Origin of the sequence: Xenorhabdus indica, from assembly GCF_014467235.1 — a bacterium.
GTDB classification, from domain to species: Bacteria; Pseudomonadota; Gammaproteobacteria; order Enterobacterales; family Enterobacteriaceae; genus Xenorhabdus; species Xenorhabdus indica.
Genome location: NZ_NKHP01000001.1, coordinates 441774 through 462365, shown reverse-complemented (window position 1 = coordinate 462365; position 20592 = coordinate 441774). Strand labels below are relative to the sequence as shown.

The 20592-nt window shown below is 39.5% G+C and carries 22 protein-coding genes; 12 read left to right on the top strand and 10 right to left on the bottom strand.

The window, feature by feature from the left end; genetic code table 11:
- Positions 1 to 87: 87 nt before the first annotated feature.
- Positions 88 to 657, bottom strand: a complete 570-nt coding sequence (locus Xind_RS01650) for a CoA pyrophosphatase (protein WP_187649323.1) — start codon at positions 655 to 657, stop codon at positions 88 to 90.
- Positions 654 to 2024: an aminodeoxychorismate synthase component 1 gene (pabB, locus tag Xind_RS01645; RefSeq protein ID WP_187649322.1), complete on the bottom strand. Its 1371-nt coding sequence runs from the start codon at positions 2022 to 2024 to the stop codon at positions 654 to 656. Before pabB ends, Xind_RS01650 begins: the two co-directional genes overlap by 4 nt.
- Before the next feature lie 167 nt (positions 2025 to 2191).
- On the opposite strand from pabB, the gene Xind_RS01640 reads away from it, so the two are divergent.
- From Xind_RS01640 to pip, 3 genes are all read left to right on the top strand, one after another.
- A complete protein-coding gene (locus Xind_RS01640; RefSeq protein ID WP_047680250.1) occupies positions 2192 to 2374 on the top strand; it encodes a YoaH family protein in 183 nt (60 codons plus the stop codon).
- Positions 2375 to 2475: 101 nt separating this feature from the next.
- Positions 2476 to 2847, top strand: a complete 372-nt coding sequence (gene yebF, locus Xind_RS01635) for a protein YebF (RefSeq protein WP_047680248.1) — start codon at positions 2476 to 2478, stop codon at positions 2845 to 2847.
- 79 nt (positions 2848 to 2926) lie between these two features.
- Positions 2927 to 3880 (top strand): prolyl aminopeptidase, encoded by a 954-nt coding sequence (gene pip, locus Xind_RS01630; protein WP_047680246.1) that lies wholly within the window; start codon positions 2927 to 2929, stop codon positions 3878 to 3880.
- 46 nt (positions 3881 to 3926) lie between these two features.
- On the opposite strand, the gene Xind_RS01625 is transcribed toward pip, so the two are convergent.
- Positions 3927 to 4157 (bottom strand): DNA polymerase III subunit theta, encoded by a 231-nt coding sequence (locus Xind_RS01625; RefSeq protein ID WP_156115337.1) that lies wholly within the window; start codon positions 4155 to 4157, stop codon positions 3927 to 3929.
- Between the two features lie 329 nt (positions 4158 to 4486).
- Between Xind_RS01625 and ftnA the strand changes: the two genes are divergently transcribed.
- The 8 genes from ftnA (at position 4487) to htpX (ending at position 12228) form a co-directional block, all read left to right on the top strand.
- A complete protein-coding gene (gene ftnA / locus Xind_RS01620; protein WP_187649321.1) occupies positions 4487 to 4990 on the top strand; it encodes a non-heme ferritin in 504 nt (167 codons plus the stop codon).
- Positions 4991 to 5209: 219 nt separating this feature from the next.
- Positions 5210 to 5596: a CopC domain-containing protein YobA gene (gene yobA, locus Xind_RS01615; RefSeq protein ID WP_047680240.1), complete on the top strand. Its 387-nt coding sequence runs from the start codon at positions 5210 to 5212 to the stop codon at positions 5594 to 5596.
- A complete protein-coding gene (copD, locus tag Xind_RS01610) occupies positions 5596 to 6555 on the top strand; it encodes a copper homeostasis membrane protein CopD (protein WP_047680238.1) in 960 nt (319 codons plus the stop codon). Before yobA ends, copD begins: the two co-directional genes overlap by 1 nt.
- A 157-nt stretch (positions 6556 to 6712) precedes the next feature.
- Positions 6713 to 7084, top strand: coding sequence for a YebY family protein (locus tag Xind_RS01605; protein WP_047680236.1), 372 nt, complete (start codon positions 6713 to 6715; stop codon positions 7082 to 7084).
- Positions 7085 to 7709: 625 nt separating this feature from the next.
- Positions 7710 to 8207: a GAF domain-containing protein gene (locus tag Xind_RS01600; RefSeq protein ID WP_047680234.1), complete on the top strand. Its 498-nt coding sequence runs from the start codon at positions 7710 to 7712 to the stop codon at positions 8205 to 8207.
- A gap of 95 nt (positions 8208 to 8302) precedes the next feature.
- Positions 8303 to 9016 carry an RNA chaperone ProQ gene (proQ, locus tag Xind_RS01595; RefSeq protein WP_047680232.1) on the top strand — a complete coding sequence of 238 codons (714 nt, stop codon included), beginning with the start codon at positions 8303 to 8305 and terminating at the stop codon, positions 9014 to 9016.
- Between the two features lie 19 nt (positions 9017 to 9035).
- Positions 9036 to 11147 (top strand): carboxy terminal-processing peptidase, encoded by a 2112-nt coding sequence (gene prc, locus Xind_RS01590; protein ID WP_187649320.1) that lies wholly within the window; start codon positions 9036 to 9038, stop codon positions 11145 to 11147.
- 196 nt (positions 11148 to 11343) lie between these two features.
- Positions 11344 to 12228 (top strand): protease HtpX, encoded by an 885-nt coding sequence (gene htpX, locus Xind_RS01585; RefSeq protein ID WP_047680228.1) that lies wholly within the window; start codon positions 11344 to 11346, stop codon positions 12226 to 12228.
- Between the two features lie 216 nt (positions 12229 to 12444).
- Here the strand turns inward: htpX and Xind_RS01580 are convergent, their stop codons facing one another.
- Together Xind_RS01580 and Xind_RS01575 are read right to left on the bottom strand one after the other, a co-directional pair.
- Positions 12445 to 13833, bottom strand: coding sequence for an L-cystine transporter (locus tag Xind_RS01580; RefSeq protein WP_047680226.1), 1389 nt, complete (start codon positions 13831 to 13833; stop codon positions 12445 to 12447).
- Between the two features lie 439 nt (positions 13834 to 14272).
- Positions 14273 to 14866, bottom strand: coding sequence for a metal-dependent hydrolase (locus Xind_RS01575; RefSeq protein ID WP_047680223.1), 594 nt, complete (start codon positions 14864 to 14866; stop codon positions 14273 to 14275).
- Positions 14867 to 15115: 249 nt separating this feature from the next.
- Here Xind_RS01575 and Xind_RS01570 point away from each other — a divergent pair, with 249 nt between their 5' ends.
- Positions 15116 to 15655: a YniB family protein gene (locus Xind_RS01570; RefSeq protein ID WP_187649319.1), complete on the top strand. Its 540-nt coding sequence runs from the start codon at positions 15116 to 15118 to the stop codon at positions 15653 to 15655.
- A 291-nt stretch (positions 15656 to 15946) separates the two neighbouring features.
- Here the strand turns inward: Xind_RS01570 and Xind_RS01565 are convergent, their stop codons facing one another.
- The 5 genes from Xind_RS01565 to Xind_RS01545 all read right to left on the bottom strand — a co-directional run bounded on the left by Xind_RS01565 (position 15947) and on the right by Xind_RS01545 (position 20508).
- Positions 15947 to 16810 carry a fructosamine kinase family protein gene (locus Xind_RS01565; protein WP_187649318.1) on the bottom strand — a complete coding sequence of 288 codons (864 nt, stop codon included), beginning with the start codon at positions 16808 to 16810 and terminating at the stop codon, positions 15947 to 15949.
- Between the two features lie 143 nt (positions 16811 to 16953).
- Positions 16954 to 17829, bottom strand: a complete 876-nt coding sequence (locus tag Xind_RS01560) for a metal ABC transporter permease (protein WP_047680217.1) — start codon at positions 17827 to 17829, stop codon at positions 16954 to 16956.
- Positions 17826 to 18701, bottom strand: coding sequence for a metal ABC transporter permease (locus tag Xind_RS01555; RefSeq protein WP_047680215.1), 876 nt, complete (start codon positions 18699 to 18701; stop codon positions 17826 to 17828). The genes Xind_RS01560 and Xind_RS01555 overlap by 4 nt, the downstream gene beginning before the upstream one ends.
- A complete protein-coding gene (locus Xind_RS01550; protein ID WP_047680213.1) occupies positions 18698 to 19597 on the bottom strand; it encodes a manganese/iron ABC transporter ATP-binding protein in 900 nt (299 codons plus the stop codon). The genes Xind_RS01555 and Xind_RS01550 overlap by 4 nt, the downstream gene beginning before the upstream one ends.
- On the bottom strand, positions 19594 to 20508 hold the full coding sequence (locus tag Xind_RS01545) for a metal ABC transporter substrate-binding protein (RefSeq protein ID WP_187649317.1): 915 nt from the start codon (positions 20506 to 20508) through the stop codon (positions 19594 to 19596). Before Xind_RS01545 ends, Xind_RS01550 begins: the two co-directional genes overlap by 4 nt.
- Between the last annotated feature and the right edge of the window lie 84 nt (positions 20509 to 20592).

Genomic DNA, 20592 nt, shown 5'->3' with positions numbered 1-20592 from the left:
GAGTTTACAGTTTTTTTTTAATTATAATAGCTATTGATATGATTTTGGATAATAAATGTGCAAATTTATAACCTCTCGCAAGCGTTCCTAGAGTGATTTTTGAACTTGCTGTGCCAGTTGGTAAATAATGGCAGCGGTTAATCCCCAAATCATCTGTTCACGATACCAGTAAAAATAGATCCGATGTTGTCGGTTTCGCCGCTTAATATCCAAATATCGATAGCAAGGAAGAGAGAGTGCATCAAAAAGTGGAATTTCAAAAATGCTGTCTACTTCTGTTGGATTGACCTGAAAAGAAAAGGGAGGCGAAACTAACCCGACGACAGGTGTAACACGATACCCGCCACTACTGTCCAATGGGGCGAGTTGCCCCAGAACTTGTACCTGATGATGTAGGATGTTGACTTCTTCTTCTGTTTCACGCAAAGCGGTAGCGATCAATGAATGATCTTCCGGATCGGCTGCGCCACCGGGAAAAGCAACTTGCCCCGCATGTGAACGTAAGCTTTTGGCGCGTTGAGTCAATAAAAGTGTTGGCTCTGGCTTACAAATAATTGGCAATAATACAGCAGCATTCCGCTGATTATTGCTTAGATACTTTGGTTGTACAGGCAGTTGCAATTGAAACCGATGAATAAAATCAGAAAGAGATGTCATGATAGTTGGCGTTCCCTTAATTTAGGCAAGATATGTCCAAGTTTATCGAATGTTTCCTGATACTCTTTTTCCGCAATGCTATCTGCAACAATACCACCACCAGCCCAGCAGTATATTTTTCCTTTTTCTGTCAGAAGAGTACGTATAGTGATATTGCTGTCCATTGTACCGCAGAAACTAATATAGCCAATAGCTCCACAATATCCATGTCTGCGATGTGGTTCTAATTCTTCGATAATTTCCATAGCCCGAATTTTTGGGGCACCAGTAATGGAACCACCGGGAAAACAAGCCCGTAGTAAATCGGTTGCGTGATACTTATCTGGCAGTGTGGCTGTAATGGTACTGACGAGATGATGCACTGCCGGGAAAGGTTCAACGATAAATAATTCTGGAACTTTGACCGACCCTGGTGTTGCAACACGTCCGATATCATTTCTCAGGAGATCAACGATCATCAGATTCTCAGCGCGGTCTTTACGGGAATTGGATAATTTTTCAGCTTGCAATTGATCTTTTTCCGGATCTTGAGCGCGCGGCAGTGTTCCTTTGATTGGTCTGGTCTGGATTTTCTTATCTTCCAACAATAAAAATCGTTCAGGTGAAACACTCATAATGCAATTTTCGGGCAAGCGGATAAAAGCTGAAAAAGGAGCACGGTTACATTCATTCAGTTGCTCGAATGCCTGCCATTCATCACCTTGGTAATCGGCATGAAAACGTTGGGCCAGGTTGACTTGATAGCAATCGCCATCACGCAAATAACGGTGGATCTGAGCAATTTTTTCATGATATTGCTGTTCACTCATATTGGATTGCCATGAATTGGTGAGAGCAAAATCGGTTTTTTGATTTTTGGTGTGTGATTTTAGCCATGCCAGACGGTTATCAATATCGTGGTAACTGAGTAAAGTCGCTTTTTGCTGATGATGGTCAATAATAAGACACCAATCATAAATCCCAATCGCCATATCTGGAAAATCCAGTTCATTAATGGCCGTAGCGGGTAACTTTTCAGTTCGTCGTCCGAGGTCATATCCCCACATTCCCAGTGCTCCCCCCTGAAATGGCAATTCGGGATCAAACTGTGCGGTAAGATTACAGGCATGGAGATACTTTTTCAGTAATAGAAAGGGATCATCTTGTGAATAAGAAACTGCATCATGACTTTTGATTTCTGTCGATTCCCCTTGGGTTACAAGAGTTACAATAGGTTCAGCCACAAGAATATCAAAACGATTATGTGGATGTTGGGCTGCACCTGAATGCAACAACATTGCCCAGGGAGAAACAGAAAGTGGAGCGAAATAACAGGTAGCAAGATTAGGAGAATAAGGTAACTGACGTTTTTGTAATGCAATCTTCATGGAGGAACCCGTATTGGCTGGGCAATTGAAAAAATAACTGATTAGTACGCGGAGAGTACCATAGAATGGTATACCTGTTCACTGGTTGTTACACTGCAACTTAAAATTGATTGAGTATATAATCACAGCTTGTCGCTAATTATTGTCGTATATTTGAGGTTAAAGCTATGTTTTCAGGTATGCCAGCATTATCCCATGAAGAGCAGCAAGTCGCAGTAGAAAGGATCCATCAACTTATTTCTGAAGGAATGGGAAGTGGAGAAGCCATTGCTATTGTTGCTCAAGAATTGCGGGAAAAGCATCAGGACAAAGAGCAGATCCATGTTTTATTTGAAGATGATGTAAAATAGCAGCAACGCATTTTTAACAAAACTCACATAATGACTTTCTATTACATGTTAGTTTAACCGAACATTTAATCCATATGATTTGGATGGTAATAGGAGGTAATATGAAGATAAGTTCATTTATTCATCGTACTGGGTTGTTGAGTATAACTGTTGTGTTTTTCCTTTCGTTTGCTGCGTCAGCTGTTGAAAATGATCATGTGGCTAAATTTGTTTCCTGTAAAAACTTGGCTAAAGATCAAATTGCAGCGCAAGTTAAGCAAGATTTTTTACAAAATCGCCTTAAGCATTGGGGTAAAGACAGGCAACAACTGGGTACAGGAAAACCCGTTGCGTGGGTAAATGTCAATGATATTACTGGTGATAAAGATACGTTACAGATTCCGCTTATTGTCCGGGGTTCCAAAAAAGACAAAAGTTACAATGCCACAATTGATTGTCAAAAAGAGACTATCAGTTATCGTGAAGTTAAATAAACAAATTGTCATGACAGCTTCAAATGTATTCGGGATACTAGAAATGTATCCCGTTTTATTTAATGAGTGAGGGTTCTTTATGACGGAATTACGAAAACTTTATCCAGCTTATGACGCATATAAAACCGGTTATCTGGATACTGGGGACGGGCATCAAATTTATTGGGAGCTTTGCGGTAATCCTGAAGGTAAACCTGCGGTATTTATCCACGGAGGGCCCGGTGGGGGAATAGCAAATTATCATCGGCAGTTATTCGATCCGGAGCATTATCATGTCATGTTATTTGATCAACGTGGCTGTGGCCGTTCCAAGCCTCATGCAAGTCTTGAAAATAATACAACATGGCACCTGGTTGATGATATTGAACGTTTACGCCAGCAGATGGGGGTTGATAAATGGCTGGTTTTTGGTGGTTCATGGGGGTCAACGTTATCTCTGGCTTATGCGCAAAAACATCCGAATTCTGTATCAGAATTGGTATTAAGGGGAATATTTTTACTCCGACCTCAAGAATTGCAATGGTATTATCAGGAAGGCGCTTCCCGGTTTTTTCCGGAAAAGTGGGAGCGTACACTTTCTATTCTTTCTGAAGAAGAATGTACTGATGTGATAAAAGCTTACAACAAACGTCTCACGAGTAATGACCTTGCAGTGCAGTTGGAAGCGGCCCGTTTATGGAGTACCTGGGAAGGGGAAACTGTCACACTATTACCTTCTGAGCATGCAGATTCATTTGCAGAAGAACAGTTTGCGTTGGCGTTTGCACGTATTGAAAACCATTATTTTATCAATAACGGTTTTATAGATGAGACACAGCAGTTATTAGATCATGTCGACGTTATCAGACATATTCCCGCAGTCATCATTCATGGGCGTTATGATATGGCATGCCAGTTACAGAATGCCTGGGATTTGGCGAAATCGTGGCCAGAGGCAGAGTTTTATATTGTAGAAGGTGCAGGCCATTCCTTTGATGAACCGGGAATTTTGCATCAGTTAATTACAGCAACTGATAAATTTATTGGAAAATAGATGTGATAACCACTCGCTTATGCGGTGGTTACCTCTTTTTTCATATTTAACGGTTTTTGGGCTCATAAGGTAAGCGCGACAAATATCTCGACTGTTGGCGATAGTGGTTCAATCGTTGTTGAAAATATTCCCGCAGGTGTTGTGGTTGAGTTTGCTCAACAGTGTCCGGAATGACAGGTATATTATAGCGCTCTTTAAATGCAACCCCCGATGCCGCCAGATCAACATTGACCTTATCCATCTCATTTTTAGATAACTTGGCTAAGTTACGCTCCACCATTTCCTCTCCAAAAGTACTATATATTCCCAGAGGTTAAAATTAATTGAGTCTTCTTGATTTGGCAAGACATTATTTGCATAAAAAAACATCTCTTAAATATTAATAATATCAATTCTCATTTTTATTAAATATTGATTCTTTGGTTAAATATTTAATCAAATAAAACTGATTCTTATTTTCTTATATTTAATGAGATTTATTCTTGCTATAAAATAAAAATATTTCATTAAATATCAACTTGTTATATTTTAAAAATTTATCTTTGTTTTATCGGTTTTTAATGGGCATAATATGGATAATTTAATAAAGTTCTAGGAGGTGGGCTAATGTTAAAACAAGAAATGATCACGAAATTAAATGAGCAATTAAATCTGGAGTTTTATTCTGCTAATTTGTACCTGCAAATGAGTGCATGGTGTGGTGATAAAGGTTACGAAGGTGCGGCTGCATTTCTGAGAACCCATTCACAAGAAGAAATGCAACATATGCAGCGTTTATTTGATTATCTGGGCGATACAGGAGCAATGCCTGTACTGGGGGCTATTCAGGCTCCACCTGTTGAATTTAATTCTATTTCTGATGTGTTCAATCAAACCTATGAACACGAAAAATTGATCACGGAAGAGATCAATAAATTGGCTCACTTAGCGATGACAATCCAGGATTACTCTACTTTTAACTTCTTACAGTGGTATGTGGCTGAGCAACACGAAGAAGAAAAATTATTCAAATCTATCTTGGATAAACTGGATATGGTGGGTGAAAGTGGTAAGTCTTTATTTTTATTGGATAAAGATTTGAAAGGACTCTCAGTTCCAGCTCATGCTTAAGAAAGCACTAAGGTAAATTAATCTGCATGATTTTTAACGTAATTCCTGTTTTTTGCTTATTTTTAAGCAGGAATTACACTTTTTTCTTTTATCTCCTAATTTTTGTTTTTTGCGCAGTGCTTCACAGGTCAGGACTTCCACCACAGATTAAATTTATCGTTTGTTATAAAATCCCCTTTAAGCATAAAAATTCATCTGTATATTAAAGGGTTACCTATCATGTCTATTTTTAATATCCGTTCATTCTGGAGCAATTTGTCTGCTTTGGTTGTTCTGTTTGTCGGTATGTCCTGCCAGCAGGCTTTAGCCCATGCTCATTTGAAAGATCAGACTCCGGCAGAAAATACAACGGTGGAAGCCGCACCACAAGCTATAACCCTGAGTTTTTCAGAGCGCATTGAACTTGGGTTTAGCAAAGTAAAATTAATTGGCCCAGAAAAAAAAGAGATTAAAACAGGTAAGCTAGCACTTGATCCTGCGACTAAAACCAAACTCATCCTGCCTGTAGAGGACAAACTGGCAGCAGGGGAATATCGTGTTGACTGGAGTGTTCTTTCTGTCGACGGTCATAAAACGAAGGGTGTTTACAATTTTACTGTAAAATAATGATTTCACTTGAGGTGTTATACGTACTCTGCCGATTCTTGCATTTTGTGGTAGTTATGCTGATGTTTGGGTTCAGCTTGTTCACTACTCTACTTGCTTCAGGCCATTTTTTAGTTTTGATTAAAAAACGGTTGAAAGTCGGTCTGGCAATTTGCACGGTATTGGCTTTTGTTACCTCAATGGTCTGGTTTATTGTACAGGCGGGGTTAATGGGGGATGGCTGGCACGACGTTTATCAGTTTGAAATATGGCAGGCAGTGTTAACAACTTCTTTTGGTAAAGTATGGCAATGGCAATTGTTGGTTGCTGCTCTTGCTGTTGTGGGAATATTCTTTTTACGTACTAATGCTGGAGATTCTAACACAAAGAATTTCTTATTATTAGGCTGCTCTGTCATTTTGCTTTCAAGCCATGCTTTTATTGGTCATGCTACTATGTATGAAGGGGAGCGTGGTTTGCTGCTTCAGGTGAATCAAATTGTACATCTGCTTAGTGCAGGTTATTGGTTCGGAGGGCTATGGCCTTTTTTGTTATGTCTGCAATTCTTGCAGCTAAAAGATATCTCCAAACCAAACTCAGCTTTTCACCAGATGGATAGTTATAGTATGGAGAATAGTCTGTATGCTGAAAGTGTCGTTGCAATGAGGCGATTTTCTAACTACGGGCACATAGCTGTTTTTTTGGTGATTATCACAGGAATTATAAGTAGCGCCATTTTAATTCCTGGTTGGCTGACTTTTGATGCCCCTGCTTCCGAATATCAGTCAATGCTATGGCTGAAAATCATACTTGTTACAGCTATGGTTCTTTTGGCCTTAATCAATCGTTATATTCTGGTGCCCAAATTAAAGCAGAAAGGACGTTATGAATTACTCATAGTGGACAGTTGGTTGGAAATCATACTGGGAACTGGTGCTCTATTGTGTGTTGCTATCTTTGCGACAGAGCCTCCAGTGTGATCCTTGAATAGTTGGTATTAGCTTGGATATACGCATAGGGTTGTTAAGTATGATTTTTAAGTTGTGACCAATAAATCTGCAATTTATAAGACGGTGGGTATATAAATAAGAAAAAGGGCGGTAGAATTCAGCTTATATGTTTATCAGGGGGATGATAATGAAACGAGTATTTTGGTTTTTATCTTTTTTATTTTTCTCTTTCCAGGGGATTGCTGCTCCAATACAAACCATTAGTAAGTTACAGTTTGGGAAACAATGGGCTTTTACTCGTGAAGAGGTTATGCTCGATTGTCGTTCAGGAAATGCGCTGTTTGTGATCAATCCCAGTACGCTTATGCAATATCCCCTCAATGAGCGTGCAGTAGAAATGATGAAAAATAACCAAGTTATTGCAACCCCGCTAAATACAATACTTTTGGATGATCCTGATCATCGCAATCGAAAAATCAGTATTGAGCCATTTCAGAAAGCGGCTATGGTGCTATGCAATGATCAAGCAAGTAATGGTAAAGCAAGCGATAAAAAATAACCGTAATTTTTACTGCTGATATGTATGTTAATTAACGAGCTAAATAATTAACAAAATTTGGTAATTTACCGTGAGTCAACTACTCTTTAAGAGGTAAGTTGTTCTACGTCTCAATGGCATTTTAGCACACGGCTCTCTAAACAGAGCCATTTTCCCTAGGCCGAGTAGAGGAGTGAGCTCGGCCTTTTTTTGTTATGTTTACCATGAGAACTGAATAATTTTATTCTTTTTTTGCAAGATCATCTCTTTTTCTTAACTTGTATAATCTATTCAATATACCTTATGGATTTCAAGATTTAGTGTGGCTGCAGATAAATGCCTAAATAGCAAGTGGCCAATTGCTCGTTTTTTGGTGAAGTGTTTGATAATAATATGAGCAGGGGCACGATTTTGGCTGCAAATTAGGTCATTTTCTAAATAAGCTGTGATAACTAACTGAATTTTATAAGTGGATACGGGTAAAATATAAAAAGAAAATTTTAATTCTGAGATTCAAGCGGTATTCTGGGACAGTGACATAAGGATAGTAGAAGATTTACCAGAATGGTTTGATGTCCTTGGGAAACTTATCTTGTTGTTCTATTGTTATTAAATTGTTTCTTATCTGGCTGTTGTGTAGGTGTGTATGGACAAATGTGAATTCTATCGGGAACTATCAGATAGCTTGGTAGCTCTATTATCAGGCGAATATAATTTGATCGCATCTCTTGCAAATTCAAGTTCATTGTTATATGAACGTTTGGATAATGTTAATTGGGTTGGCTTTTACTTGGTAGATGGTGATACCCTAGTTTTAGGGCCGTTCCAAGGTAAAATTGCTTGTGTTCGTATTCCTATAGGAAAAGGTGTATGTGGAACTGCTGTAGCAAGGAATTGTATCCAGCGTATTTCCGATGTACATACTTTTCCCGGTCATATAGCTTGTGATTCTGCCAGTAATGCTGAAATTGTCCTTCCTTTGGAAATTAATGGGCAAGTTATTGGCGTTTTGGATATTGACAGTACGGTTTTTGATCGGTTTGACGAATATGATGAATATGGCTTAAAAGCGCTTGTTAGCAGGCTTTGTGAGCATTTGGGGCAATGTGTTGTGCCAAAATATCTGCAACAGAATGTAACTTAACCTATGTATGACGTGGCATTTATCAGCAACACTATTATAATGTCGCCTGTTCATGCCTGCGCTGGTTGGCAAAACCGTTGTAATCAGGAAATTTCATGGAAAATCAACCTAAGTTGAACAGTAGTAAAGAAATCATTGCTTTTTTGGCTGAACGATTCCCGCTTTGTTTTGCCGCAGAAGGCGAAGCACGTCCTTTAAAAATCGGGATCTTTCAGGATATCGTTGAACGTATTCAGGGCGAAGAGTGTTTAAGTAAAACACAGCTCCGTTCTGCTCTGCGCTTGTATACTTCCAGTTGGCGCTACCTTTATGGAGTTAAAGAAGGAGCTCAGCGTGTTGACCTTGATGGTAATGCGTGTGGTGAACTGGAAGCTGAACATATTGAACATGCGCGTCAGCAATTAACGGAAGCTAAAGCTCGGGTACAAGCTCAACGAGCTGAACAACGTGCCAAAAAACGTGAAACAGAAAACGTATCTGACAAGAAAAGCGAACGTCCTGTGAATAAAAAGGCAGCGCCTCGTCGTCGCCCGTCAACAGGTAAAAAAGATGAAAAACGTCCATCACGTTCGCCAGATCATCTGCAACAATCACGTAAGCCAGCAGATAAAACAACCAAAAAAATTGCACAACCTGAATTAACCTCAGTAACAGATGTATCCTCTCTGAAAGTCGGTCAGACAATCAAAGTGAATGTAGGGAAAAGCCTCATGGATGCTTCTGTGCTGGAAATTGCAAAAGATGGTGTAAGAGTGCAATTACCTACTGGTTTGGCAATGATTGTACGCGCAGAACACTTAAAGTTCTGATACGGAGGCCAACTTGGGCATGAACAAACTCATTACTTTGGCTTTCGTTTTAGTACTATCATTTTCTGGTATGGGGCATGCAAGTACTGTTAATGACAGTGTAAGCCGTAATAACAATGCCACTAATTCTGATGTAGCTGGTGTTGGTACAGCAGGTGGAAATAATCTCCTTGCTGTTACTATCAATCAGTTACCCGATCTAAAGCCAGAGCTACAACATCCGACAGTGAGTAAACGGATCGTTTCCCGTTTTCTCCGTTCTCATTACCGCAATTTTAGTCTGGATGCTGATTTTTCAGGTAAGGTTTTCGATCGTTACCTAAATATGCTGGATTATGGACACAACGTTTTTCTGGCATCAGATATTACACAATTTGCTGCGCAAAAAGGGCTCTTAGGCAAAGAGCTTGAAAATGGTGATCTGCATCTTCCATACGCATTATTTAATTTACAGCAGAAACGCCGTTTTGAACGCTATCAATATGCACTTTCTCGATTGGAAAAGCCCATCCATTTAGATGGCAACGATACACTTGAAACCGAACGTGATAAAGCACCTTGGTCTAACAGTGTTGAAGAATTAAATAATCTTTGGGATGCCAAGATTAAATCCGATTGGATAAATCTCAAACTGTCAGGTAAAAATGACAAAGAGATCAAGGAAGTACTGACAAAACGCTATCGGACTTTATTGAAACATCTTACTCAGAGTAAAAGTGAAGACGTTTTCCGAACAATTATGATGGCTTTTGCTCGTGAAATAGATCCGCATACTAGCTATCTCTCTCCTCGTGATACAGAACAGTTCAATTCAGAGATGAGCCTTTCTCTTGAAGGTATTGGGGCTGTTTTGCAGTATGATGATGAATATGTATCTGTTCGCTCACTGGTTGTGGGAGGGCCAGCAGCCAAAAGTAATTTACTCAAAGTCGGAGATAAAATTATTGGAGTGGGGCAGGCTGGTAAACCAATTGTAGATATTGTTGGTTGGCGTCTGGAAGATGTTGTTGCTCTGATTAAGGGGCCAAAAGGTAGTAAAGTCCGTCTTGAAGTCATCCCAGGCACAAAAGGCGCTAAAAATCACATTATCACCTTAACGCGTGAAAATATTCGTCTTGAAGATAATGCAGTTAAGATGTCAGTTAAAACTGTTGGTAAAGAGAAGGTTGGGATACTTGATATACCCAGTTTTTATGTTGGCCTGACAAATGATGTAAAAGTACAGTTGCAAAAATTGGCGAAACAAAATGTTTCTGCAATTGTCATTGATTTACGTGGTAATGGTGGTGGTGCGCTAACAGAAGCTGTCTCACTTTCTGGTTTGTTTATCTCAACGGGGCCGATTGTGCAGATTAGAGATAATACAGGTCGGATTAAAGAAGATTCGGATACTGATGAGGCGATCTATTATAAAGGGCCTTTGGTTGTTTTAGTTGATAACCGAAGTGCTTCCGCATCTGAAATTTTTGCGGCTGCTATGCAAGATTATGGGCGTGGGTTGATTGTTGGTGAGCCTACTTTTGGTAAAGGAACTGTTCAGCAATATCGTTCTTTGAATCGCATTTATGATCAGATGCTAAGTCCTGATTGGCCAGAGATTGGCTCGGTACAATATACTATTCAGAAATTTTATCGGGTGAATGGCGGTAGTACTCAACTTAAAGGCGTAACGCCTGATATCCTTATGCCAACAGGGGGAGAACCATCTGACATGAGTGAAAGTCAGGAAGACAATGCCCTGCCGTGGGATAGTATTCAACCGGCAAGTTATACTTCTTCAAAGAAAATTTCAGAGTTAATACCGCTATTGACCAAACTGCATCATCAGCGTATCACCAATGACCCTGAGTTCAAATATATCAATCAGGATATTGCCTATTACAAGGTGCTAAAAGCGCGTCATGGTGTTTATTCGTTAAACTATGCAGAGCGAGATAAAGAAAATAAAGAATATGAGGCGATTAAATTAAATCGCATTAATGAGCGTTTTAAACGTGAAGGGAAGAAATCACTTACATCACTTGATGATTTGCCAAAAGATTATAAAGGTCCAGATCCTTATTTAGATGAATCAGTACAGATTGCTTTAGATTTGTCTCATCAGCTTGCTGAAATGACTCAGACGAAGTGATTTCAAACTTCGTTATGGATAAAAAGCCGGCTTGATAGTCGGCTTTTCTATTACTGGCTGGATCTTATATAATATTGTAAAGTTACGTCGATTCTGTCGCTTAACATCTTAAAAAAATTGAATAATATGGGTTCAGCCCCCATCTTATGATTTACTTTTAGTTGAACTGTTTGATTATTATAGGAAGCCAATTTATATGATGCGAATTGCTTTGTTCCTGCTCACTAACCTGGCTGTTATGGTAGTGTTTGGGATAATACTTTCACTCACAGGAGTTCAGCGAAGTAGTGTAGCTGGTCTCATGATAATGGCTGGGTTGTTTGGTTTTGGTGGTGCATTTATTTCTTTGTTAATGTCGAAATGGATGGCATTACGTTCTGTTGGTGGGCAAGTTATTGAAAAGCCGTCTAACGAAATGGAATTTTGGCTGATGGAAACTGTCCGTCGCCAGTCTGATCAGGTTGGTATTACCATGCCACAGGTTGCCATTTATGATGCACCTGATATTAACGCATTTGCGACAGGAGCTCGCCGTAATGCTTCTTTGGTTGCTGTTAGTACTGGACTACTGAATAACATGAGTCGTGATGAAGCGGAAGCTGTAATTGCTCATGAGATTAGCCACATTGCTAATGGTGACATGGTAACAATGACGTTATTGCAAGGGATTGTAAACACATTCGTTATCTTTATTTCTCGTATCATCGCACAAGCGGCTGCAAGTTTCCTGTCCAGCAGCGATGATGAGAGCGAAAGCAGCAGTAACGGTAACCCTATTGTTTATATGATCCTTTCTATGGTTCTGGAGATTGTATTTGGTATTCTGGCAAGCATCATTACAATGTGGTTCTCTCGTTACCGTGAATTTCACGCAGATGCAGGGTCAGCGAAACTTGTCGGACGTGAAAAAATGATTGCTGCGTTACAACGTCTCAAAACCAGTTATGAGCCTCAGGAAGAAGGCAGCATGATGGCGTTTTGTATTAATGGTAAGTCTAAAAGTTTCAGCGAGCTGTTTTTATCTCATCCTCCATTAGATAAACGTATTGAAGCTCTGCGTAGCGGGGAGTATTTAAAGTAACGTTTTTCTCTGATTTTTAGATGAGAGCTTTAAAATTAATTAAAGTAAAAGCCGGGATTCAGATTGAACTCCGGCTTTTTTGATGCTGTTTGTCAGAAAGAAATGGAACTGAACTGAGAAAGTTTGGATGGAGGAAAAAGAAGGGGATAAGATTTTGAACCTCACCTTTGTACTGAGATACAAAGATGAGGGAAGAGAGGAATGAATTGATCTTGATTAAGATTGACGTAATATTACTTCATCTTGTTCGAATGTTTTTTTATCAGTCTTACCCATTAATTGGCTGGTAATTGTGCCAGCTGCCATTGCTCCGTTGACGTTTAATGCTGTGCGGCCCATATCAATAAGAGGTTCAACAGAGATCAACAGAGCGACTAAAGTAACAGGTAATCCCATTGCAGGCAGAACAATAAGCGCAGCAAATGTAGCACCACCACCCACACCAGCTACACCAGCAGAGCTGACTGTCACGATACCAATGAGAGTTGCGATCCATAGAGGGTCAAGAGGATCAACGCCAACAGTTGGAGCAACCATGACTGCTAACATTGCAGGATAAATACCGGCACAGCCATTTTGACCGATAGTTGCTCCGAATGAAGCAGAAAAACTGGCTATAGATTCCGGAACACCAAGACGACGGCTTTGTGTCTCAACATTTAATGGAATGCTTGCAGCGCTCGAACGGCTGGTAAAGGCAAATGTCAGTACAGGACCTGCTTTTTTGAAGAACTTCAGTGGGTTAATGCCGGTCAATGCCAGAAGAACACCGTGTACAACAAACATGAGAGCTAAAGCGACATAGGAAGCAACAACAAAATTACCTAATTGTGCGATATCGTGAATATTGGAGCTGGCAACAACTTTAGTCATTAATGCCATTACACCGTATGGAGTGAGGCGCATAACCAGTCTGACAAGTTTCATTGCCCATGCCTGCATAGTATCGATAGCAACAAGCGCTCGTTCACCACGCTCGCGGTCATCTTTTATCATTTGTAATGCTGCAATTCCCAGGAATGTTGCAAAAATTACTACACTGATAATTGAAGTTGGACTTGCTCCTGTGAGATCTGCAAATGGATTTTTAGGAATAAAAGAGAGGATTAATTGCGGTATACTCAGGTCTGATACTCGATTAATATAGTTTGCTTCAATCGCCGACAGACGCGCAGTTTCTTGCGTGCCTTGGATTAATCCAGCAGAGGTCAAGCCAAACATATTGGCGATAACAATAGCAATTAAAGCGGAAATGGCGGTAGTGAGCAGTAGAGTACCGATAGTCAGGAAGCTGATTTTGCCTAAAGAAGACGCCTTATGCAGGCGTGCAACTGCACTCAGTATAGAGGCAAAAACCAATGGCATAATGACCATCTGTAACAATTGTACGTAACCATTACCGACGATGTTGAACCACTTAATTGATTCTTTCACAACAGGATTGTGTGCACCATAAATCACATTTAATGCCAATCCGAAAAAAACGCCTATAATCAGAGCCATAAGGACTTTCTTGGATAGGCTCCATTGATCTGAACTCGTTTTAGCGAATACGACGAGTAGTGCTGCGAAAATCAGCACATTAATAATGAGTGGTAAATTCATCCCCAGTCTCCAATATTCTGACTAATATGATTTTTTTGTATGGGATATGCTTACTTCAGGTTATAACAAGAAGTTGCACCATATATTCTATTAACTATACATGATATCAATATAAGAATTGGCTTTCTTATAATTAAAAGGAATATAATATAATTATTTATCACTATCTAGTGCAATTAGTTATATATTCTTATGCAATTTATTTGCACCTTGTTTAGGTTTGGTAACAATATGCAGGAATTTACCCAATGATATATGAGTTTTATGGAATTATATAATGAATATATTTCATATCATTACATCATAATAGGAGTCCATAACTAACAAAATAGCGACACCGAAGATGAAAGTGACTAGTAAAAATAAAAAAGAAATACTTATGTTTTAAGTTAACTCCATTGAAAAGATGGGGTTATGGTTTCACCAAAAATAAACTCAATTACTTATATAGATTTTGTAATTTATCGATATTTAACTTATCAAGAGGCAGCTTATCGAATGGTAGTTTGTCTAAATAGTGCATAAACGATAAGTCAATGTATTGTGGAATGAAAATAGCAATCACTACAAGCAAAACGGCTATAAATCGTTCCGCTTTTTTGCGCTCTTTTCCCCTTAATATAGGTATTCGGAAACGCATTTTTAGTGGCCATAAGAGAGGGATGCCTGCTGGCGTAAGCATATCTGCAACCAAATGGCTGATATAACCTACTATCATGGCATGGAAAAAGTCAGTTGGTATGGGCCAGTCAGCAGGCATTTTGGTCTGAAAGAGAATAATGCCAGCAACGAGTGCTAATAGGCTATGTGTAAATCCACGATGTCCACAAAGTCGTGCAATAGGAATGGAAATAAAACGGAATAACCTGCCTAACGTTGAATGTGGATGATCAATATCAGGTAATAAAGAAGCCAAAAGTACACCAGGAAGCATATGCAACCAATCCCCCTGTGCTATTTCTGGAGTAATTTCTAGCTGATGAGCCAATACAAGGCTGGCAACTGAAAAGAGAAGATGCCCTTCTGCTGTCATAATTATTTATACTGAATTGTTTGTTATATTGGTATATATTGCTGTTTATGTATACAGTGCGCACTAGTATAGAGGGTTTTGTATAAGTTGAATAGGGGTATACAATAAAAATCTTTTATTTATTAACACATAACACTAATATTTAACTGATTTTTGTCTAGAATAGCTATCTATGCTTCTGGAGATTCGTTCACTTACTGTCGCGTTATGGCTTGAAATCTATTGGGTATATGCTCATGAGGAGTATTAATGACGTATCAACAAGCAAGACATGTTGCTATTGCTAAGCGGCTGTTGGGTTGGATTATTTTTGTCCCCGCTTTTCTGTCAACTTTAGTTTCAGTGGTTAACCTGATATGGCAACATGAGGTTAAAGGTGAGGGTATTAATGCAGTATTGAATGATTTTTTGAGAATGATGGCTGAAATGATCAAATTCAACACACCATTTTTGGATTTTTTTTGGAAGCACTCTCCAACTCCAGACTATATGGCAATGATCACAGGGGCAAATGTCAGTTTTTTGATTATCTATTTTCTGATGTTTGTTGGCTTGGCAATGAGTGCATCTGGTTTGAGGATATACCGCCAATTCAAATTCATTAAGGAACAAATTGAAGATCATATGATCTTTGAGAAAGCTAAAGAGAGCGATGTAACTAAGGAACAGTTGGAATCTAAAATCAAATTTCCACGCCATTCATTATTCAGCCAAATATTCATTCTTTATATATCACCCATTATTATCGGCGCAATCGCCTATTTTTTATTGAAATTATTAGGTTGGTAATATATAAGATAGCTGCGAGAGTAGTTAACTCCGCAGCTTATTGGTATATCCAAAAATAGAACGGAGAACTGCTTGAAATAGCACTCTGATATCGGATAGACATAATACTCGTAAATTTGGAATAATAAAATTTAACTGATGTGATTAATTTTTATTATTTATTTAATTGCTTTATTTTTATTTGCATTTTTATAAAAAACAATAACTAAATAAAATCTAATTAATAACTTTAACCATTGGATTATATTTGAAAAAATAAATTTTCCTTTATTCTGTAGATAGCCAGAATGATTATTCAGATAATATATTATCGATTATGGTTTGCGCAGCAATAAAATTATCGCCACCAAAAAGGTTACAGCGATTCAGTAAATAATAGAGTTGATAAAGTGGTTGTCGTTCAATAAAGCCTGACGGTAATGGCCAAACACTTTGATAACCGTCAAGAACTTGCAGAGGCAATTCAGGATAGAAAGGGAGCATAGCAAGGTCGCATTCACGATCTCCCCAATAACATGCAGGATCAAATGCTACGGCGCAATTGTTGTTTAATGATGCACAATTTGTTGGCCATAAATCACCATGCAATAGAGAGGGTTCAGGTTGATGAGAATGCAGTTTATCACTGATTTTTTGGACAATGGAATCGATATTCCCGAATACCATTCCCTTGTCTGTTGCAAGTTGTAATTGCCAGCCAATACGCTTTTCTGCGTAAAATTGATTCCAGCGTTTTTGCCACCCATTAGGCTGTATTGTAGTCCCAAGCATATTGTCAAAATCAAAACCGAATTTCGGTTGTTCATTCCATTGATGCAGTCTGGCAAGTTGTTGGCCGAAGCAATACGCGTTGTGAGCATCAAATGGTTTTATAGGAAGGTATTCCAGTATAAGAAAACTATGACTACGATCATGCCCAACACCGTAAACTTCAGGTATGCGTGTTGTTTTACTACGCGCTAATAATTCCAACTGTTCTGCCTCTGTTTTAAAAACAGTCAACATCTCTTTCGTGTTGGATTTAACAAAGATATGTTGTTCACCATACTCAATGGACCACGAGCGGTGAATGTCACCTCCTGATAACTCCGTTTGATGACGGATTTCTGCCTCACCAAAATGTTCATTTAATAGACGGCTAACAGTTTGCCACATGACTCACCTCATTAAGTTGACAATTACTATGCTCATATTACATACAGAACCAACGATTGAACAGATTAAAAAGGAATTTAAATGCCATTGACAGGGCTATATTTAAATCAGATATAGCCCTTTAATTTGATTTTATTGAAGACTCATAATGATGGAGAGAATATGTCCTTGGTCAACTTTCTATGTGTTTTCTTTCTAGCTAATTTTATTTGGTCATAAATAACGGCAAATGTGAAGAAAATAGCCTGAATGATAACAATGCATGGTCCTGTTTCACCATCAATATGGAAACTGATTATTGTGCCTAAAACACTTGATAAAACAGATGCTATTATGGCAACAATCAACATTCGATCAAAACTCCGGCAGAGAATAAAAGCAATAATGCCAGGGGAAATCAGCATAGCAATGACCAGAATAATACCGACAGCCTGTAATGAAGCGACAATGGTTAGAGCTAAAAGGGACAACAAGCCATAGTGGAGCAGTTTTACTGGCAGGCCAACCACTTTTGCTTGATTGGGGTCGAAGCAATAGAGCATGAAGTCTTTGCGTTTCAGCAGTACAACTGCCAGCGTGAATCCTGCAATGCAGAGTGTTTGGATCAATTCATTTTCGGTAATTCCGAGTATACTGCCAAACAGAATATGAGTCAGATGTTGTTCCGTATCTATACGGGTAAAAAGTACTAGACCAAATGCAAACATGCCAGAAAATACAACACCCATAACGGTATCTTCTTTGATCCTACTGTGCTCTTTCAGATATCCGGTGGCGAATGCACAGAATATTCCTGACAGGAAAGCGCCGATCGCAAGTGGTATACCTGCGACAAATGCCAGAACGATACCCGGTAAAACAGCGTGAGAGATGGCATCTCCCATCAATGACCAGCCTTTTAACACTAAATAACATGACAGTACTGCGCAGACTGTACCCACAACGATAGCCGCCAAAATAGCGCGTTGCATGAAATCATGCAGAAAGGGTTCCGTGATGAGTTCAATTAGTGTACTCATGGATGTCCTCCTTGAGTTAATGCTTGAGATTCTTTTCTGGCTCGTCTGCGGGAAGCTAACATGCCATGCTTAGGTGCAAAAAAGAAAGCCAATAAGAAAATCAGAGTTTGTATTGTGACAATCACACCGCCGGTTGCACCATTGAGGAAATAGCTTATGTAAGCGCCTGCACAACTTGTTAGTGAGCCAATAGCAACTGAAATGATGAGTAGGTATTTAAAACGATCTGTCAGCAAATAGGCCGTTGCTCCGGGCGTGACTACCATAGCAATAACCAGAATGGCTCCTACTGTTTGTAAGGCAGCAACAGTACAGGCACTTAATAAGGTAAAGAAAATAATTTTCAGGCGTAGTGGTGATAAGCCAATAGATCGGGCATAGACTTCATCAAAGAAAACGACCAGCAGATCTTTCCAGAGCAGCATCAGGATCACGAAGGAGACGGCAATAATAATTTCTACTTGTAAAACATCTTCATCAGCAATACCCAGAATATTGCCGAGAATAATCGTCTGCACATTGACAGAAGTCGGGTTTAAAGAAACGATCAATAACCCGGCGGCAAAAAAAGTGGAAAAGATAAAACCAATCACTGCATCTTCACGTAATCGTGTGATGTGACGGACAAGTGTCATTGATAATGCTGCAAGCATACCGGTAAAAAAAGCGCCTCCAGCATAAGGTAAACCAAGAGCATATGCACCGGCAACGCCGGGTACAACAGAATGGGAGAGAGCATCACCCATCAACGACCAACCTTTCAACATTAAATAGGCTGATAAAAAAGCACAGACAGCACCGACAATAGCACTTACCCACATAGCCTTAACCATGTAGTTATAATTAAATGGTTGTAACAACAATTCCATCATGGCTGACTGTCCTTCTGTTTTTGATTTTGTCGTGGGGGGACATGATGGTCATGACCATAAAATACGGCGGCACGTTCGTCATCGGTAATGACAGTGAGGGAGCGTGGGTCGTCATCATCATGGAGTTCGGGCCCAGAAAGATTGATATGGCGTAAGACACCGCCAAATGTCATTTCCAGATTCTTCTGAGTGAATGTTGTTTCAGTTGGGCCGCTGGCCAGGACTGTTCGATTAATCAAAATAACGTGGTCGCAAAATTCGGGAACACTACCGAGGTTATGTGTTGATACTAAGATTAAGTGCCCTTCATCACGTAAATCACGGAGTAAATCGATAATAGCGTTTTCTGTCTTAACATCTACTCCGGTAAAAGGTTCATCTAGTAGCAGAACCTTTCCTTCTTGAGCGAGTGCCCGTGCCAGAAATGCCCGTTTTTTCTGTCCGCCGGAAAGCTCACCAATTTGGCGGTCGCGTAGTTCAATCAGCCCGACACGCTCAAGTGAATTGTTCACGATTTGATGGTCGATTTTACTGGGCCTGCGTAGGAACCCCATTTTTCCATAGCGCCCCATCATCACAACATCCGAAACCAGAACCGGAAAATTCCAGTCAACATCTTCGGTTTGTGGAACGTATGCGATGATATTTTGTTTTAATGCTGTTTTAATGGATTGGGCATTGAGAGTCACTTTTCCTTGAGACGGTGTCACTAATCCCATAATGGTTTTAAACAATGTGGATTTTCCACTACCGTTCATACCGACTAAAGCACAAATCGTGCCGCCTTTAATATCAAAACAGGCATCGTAGATTGCGGTGTGCCCATTGTTGTAAGTAACAGTAGCGTTATTAACCAATAAATGTGGATGTTCAAATAGTGACGATGTGTTTCTCATTGATTAAATCCTTTTGCTATGGTGTCTACTGTTGTATTCAGTAGGTCAATATAAGTCGGCACTGGGCCTTTTGATGTAGAAAGAGAGTCAACGTAAAGCACTCCGCCATAATGAGCACCGGTCTCTTTACTGACTTGTTTTGCTGGCTTATCTGAAACAGTACTTTCACTGAAGATAACGGGGATATTATGTTTCATCATAGTATCAATGACACGGCGAACTTGCTGTGGTGTACCCTGGGCTTCAGCATTAATCGGCCATAAATAGACTTCTTTGAAACCATAATCCTGGGCGAGATAGCTAAAAGCGCCTTCACTGGTGACTAACCAACGCTTATTTTCGGGAATACGAGACAGGCGCTCTCTGAGTGGTGCATCCAGTTTAGCTATCTTATCGGTATAGATCTTTGCATTGCGATTGTAAGTGTCTGCATTAGCTGGATCGTGTTTGACTAAGACCTTGCGAATATTTTCAATGTAAATTAACGCATTATTCGGAGACATCCAGGCATGTGGGTTGGGATTTTGATTGTAAGGTCCTTCACGGATTGGAAGGGGTGTAATGCCTTCGGTAATGACGGCAACAGGAATATCCTGCATATTTTCGAAAAAGCGTTCAAACCAACGTTCAAGATTCAGGCCATTCCAGAGGATTAAATCTGCCCGTTTTGCTTTCATAATATCTTTTGGGGTGGGTTGATAATCGTGAATTTCTGCTCCCGGTTTTGTGATTGACTCTACAATCGCTACATCTCCTGCGATATTTTGAGCCATATCTTGAATAATGGTAAATGTAGTAACGACCCTGAATTTTTTATCAGCATGGGCTTGCTGGCTGAATAGAAGGATCGAGAAGAGAGCAACGGCTATACTGAGTATCGGGAGTACAGAGAGCGAATATTTTTTGTTCATTAGTGTAATCCTTATTTTTTATGCCTGTAATTATTGATAATGATTATCAGTATCATCTTTGTAAAGTCAAGGCGACGTTGTCAT

Coding starts and splice junctions, on each gene's coding strand:
- Xind_RS01650 (WP_187649323.1), bottom strand. CDS start 657: ATGACATCTCTTTCTGATTTTATTCATCGGTTTCAATTGCAACTGCCT.
- copD (WP_047680238.1), top strand. CDS start 5,596: ATGATTTCACTTGAGGTGTTATACGTACTCTGCCGATTCTTGCATTTT.
- pip (WP_047680246.1), top strand. CDS start 2,927: ATGACGGAATTACGAAAACTTTATCCAGCTTATGACGCATATAAAACC.
- yebF (WP_047680248.1), top strand. CDS start 2,476: ATGAAGATAAGTTCATTTATTCATCGTACTGGGTTGTTGAGTATAACT.
- Xind_RS01600 (WP_047680234.1), top strand. CDS start 7,710: ATGGACAAATGTGAATTCTATCGGGAACTATCAGATAGCTTGGTAGCT.
- Xind_RS01570 (WP_187649319.1), top strand. CDS start 15,116: ATGACGTATCAACAAGCAAGACATGTTGCTATTGCTAAGCGGCTGTTG.
- proQ (WP_047680232.1), top strand. CDS start 8,303: ATGGAAAATCAACCTAAGTTGAACAGTAGTAAAGAAATCATTGCTTTT.
- ftnA (WP_187649321.1), top strand. CDS start 4,487: ATGTTAAAACAAGAAATGATCACGAAATTAAATGAGCAATTAAATCTG.
- Xind_RS01605 (WP_047680236.1), top strand. CDS start 6,713: ATGAAACGAGTATTTTGGTTTTTATCTTTTTTATTTTTCTCTTTCCAG.
- Xind_RS01555 (WP_047680215.1), bottom strand. CDS start 18,701: ATGATGGAATTGTTGTTACAACCATTTAATTATAACTACATGGTTAAG.
- Xind_RS01560 (WP_047680217.1), bottom strand. CDS start 17,829: ATGAGTACACTAATTGAACTCATCACGGAACCCTTTCTGCATGATTTC.
- prc (WP_187649320.1), top strand. CDS start 9,036: ATGAACAAACTCATTACTTTGGCTTTCGTTTTAGTACTATCATTTTCT.
- Xind_RS01575 (WP_047680223.1), bottom strand. CDS start 14,866: ATGACAGCAGAAGGGCATCTTCTCTTTTCAGTTGCCAGCCTTGTATTG.
- Xind_RS01545 (WP_187649317.1), bottom strand. CDS start 20,508: ATGAACAAAAAATATTCGCTCTCTGTACTCCCGATACTCAGTATAGCC.
- yobA (WP_047680240.1), top strand. CDS start 5,210: ATGTCTATTTTTAATATCCGTTCATTCTGGAGCAATTTGTCTGCTTTG.
- Xind_RS01580 (WP_047680226.1), bottom strand. CDS start 13,833: ATGAATTTACCACTCATTATTAATGTGCTGATTTTCGCAGCACTACTC.
- Xind_RS01565 (WP_187649318.1), bottom strand. CDS start 16,810: ATGTGGCAAACTGTTAGCCGTCTATTAAATGAACATTTTGGTGAGGCA.
- htpX (WP_047680228.1), top strand. CDS start 11,344: ATGATGCGAATTGCTTTGTTCCTGCTCACTAACCTGGCTGTTATGGTA.
- Xind_RS01550 (WP_047680213.1), bottom strand. CDS start 19,597: ATGAGAAACACATCGTCACTATTTGAACATCCACATTTATTGGTTAAT.
- pabB (WP_187649322.1), bottom strand. CDS start 2,024: ATGAAGATTGCATTACAAAAACGTCAGTTACCTTATTCTCCTAATCTT.
- Xind_RS01640 (WP_047680250.1), top strand. CDS start 2,192: ATGTTTTCAGGTATGCCAGCATTATCCCATGAAGAGCAGCAAGTCGCA.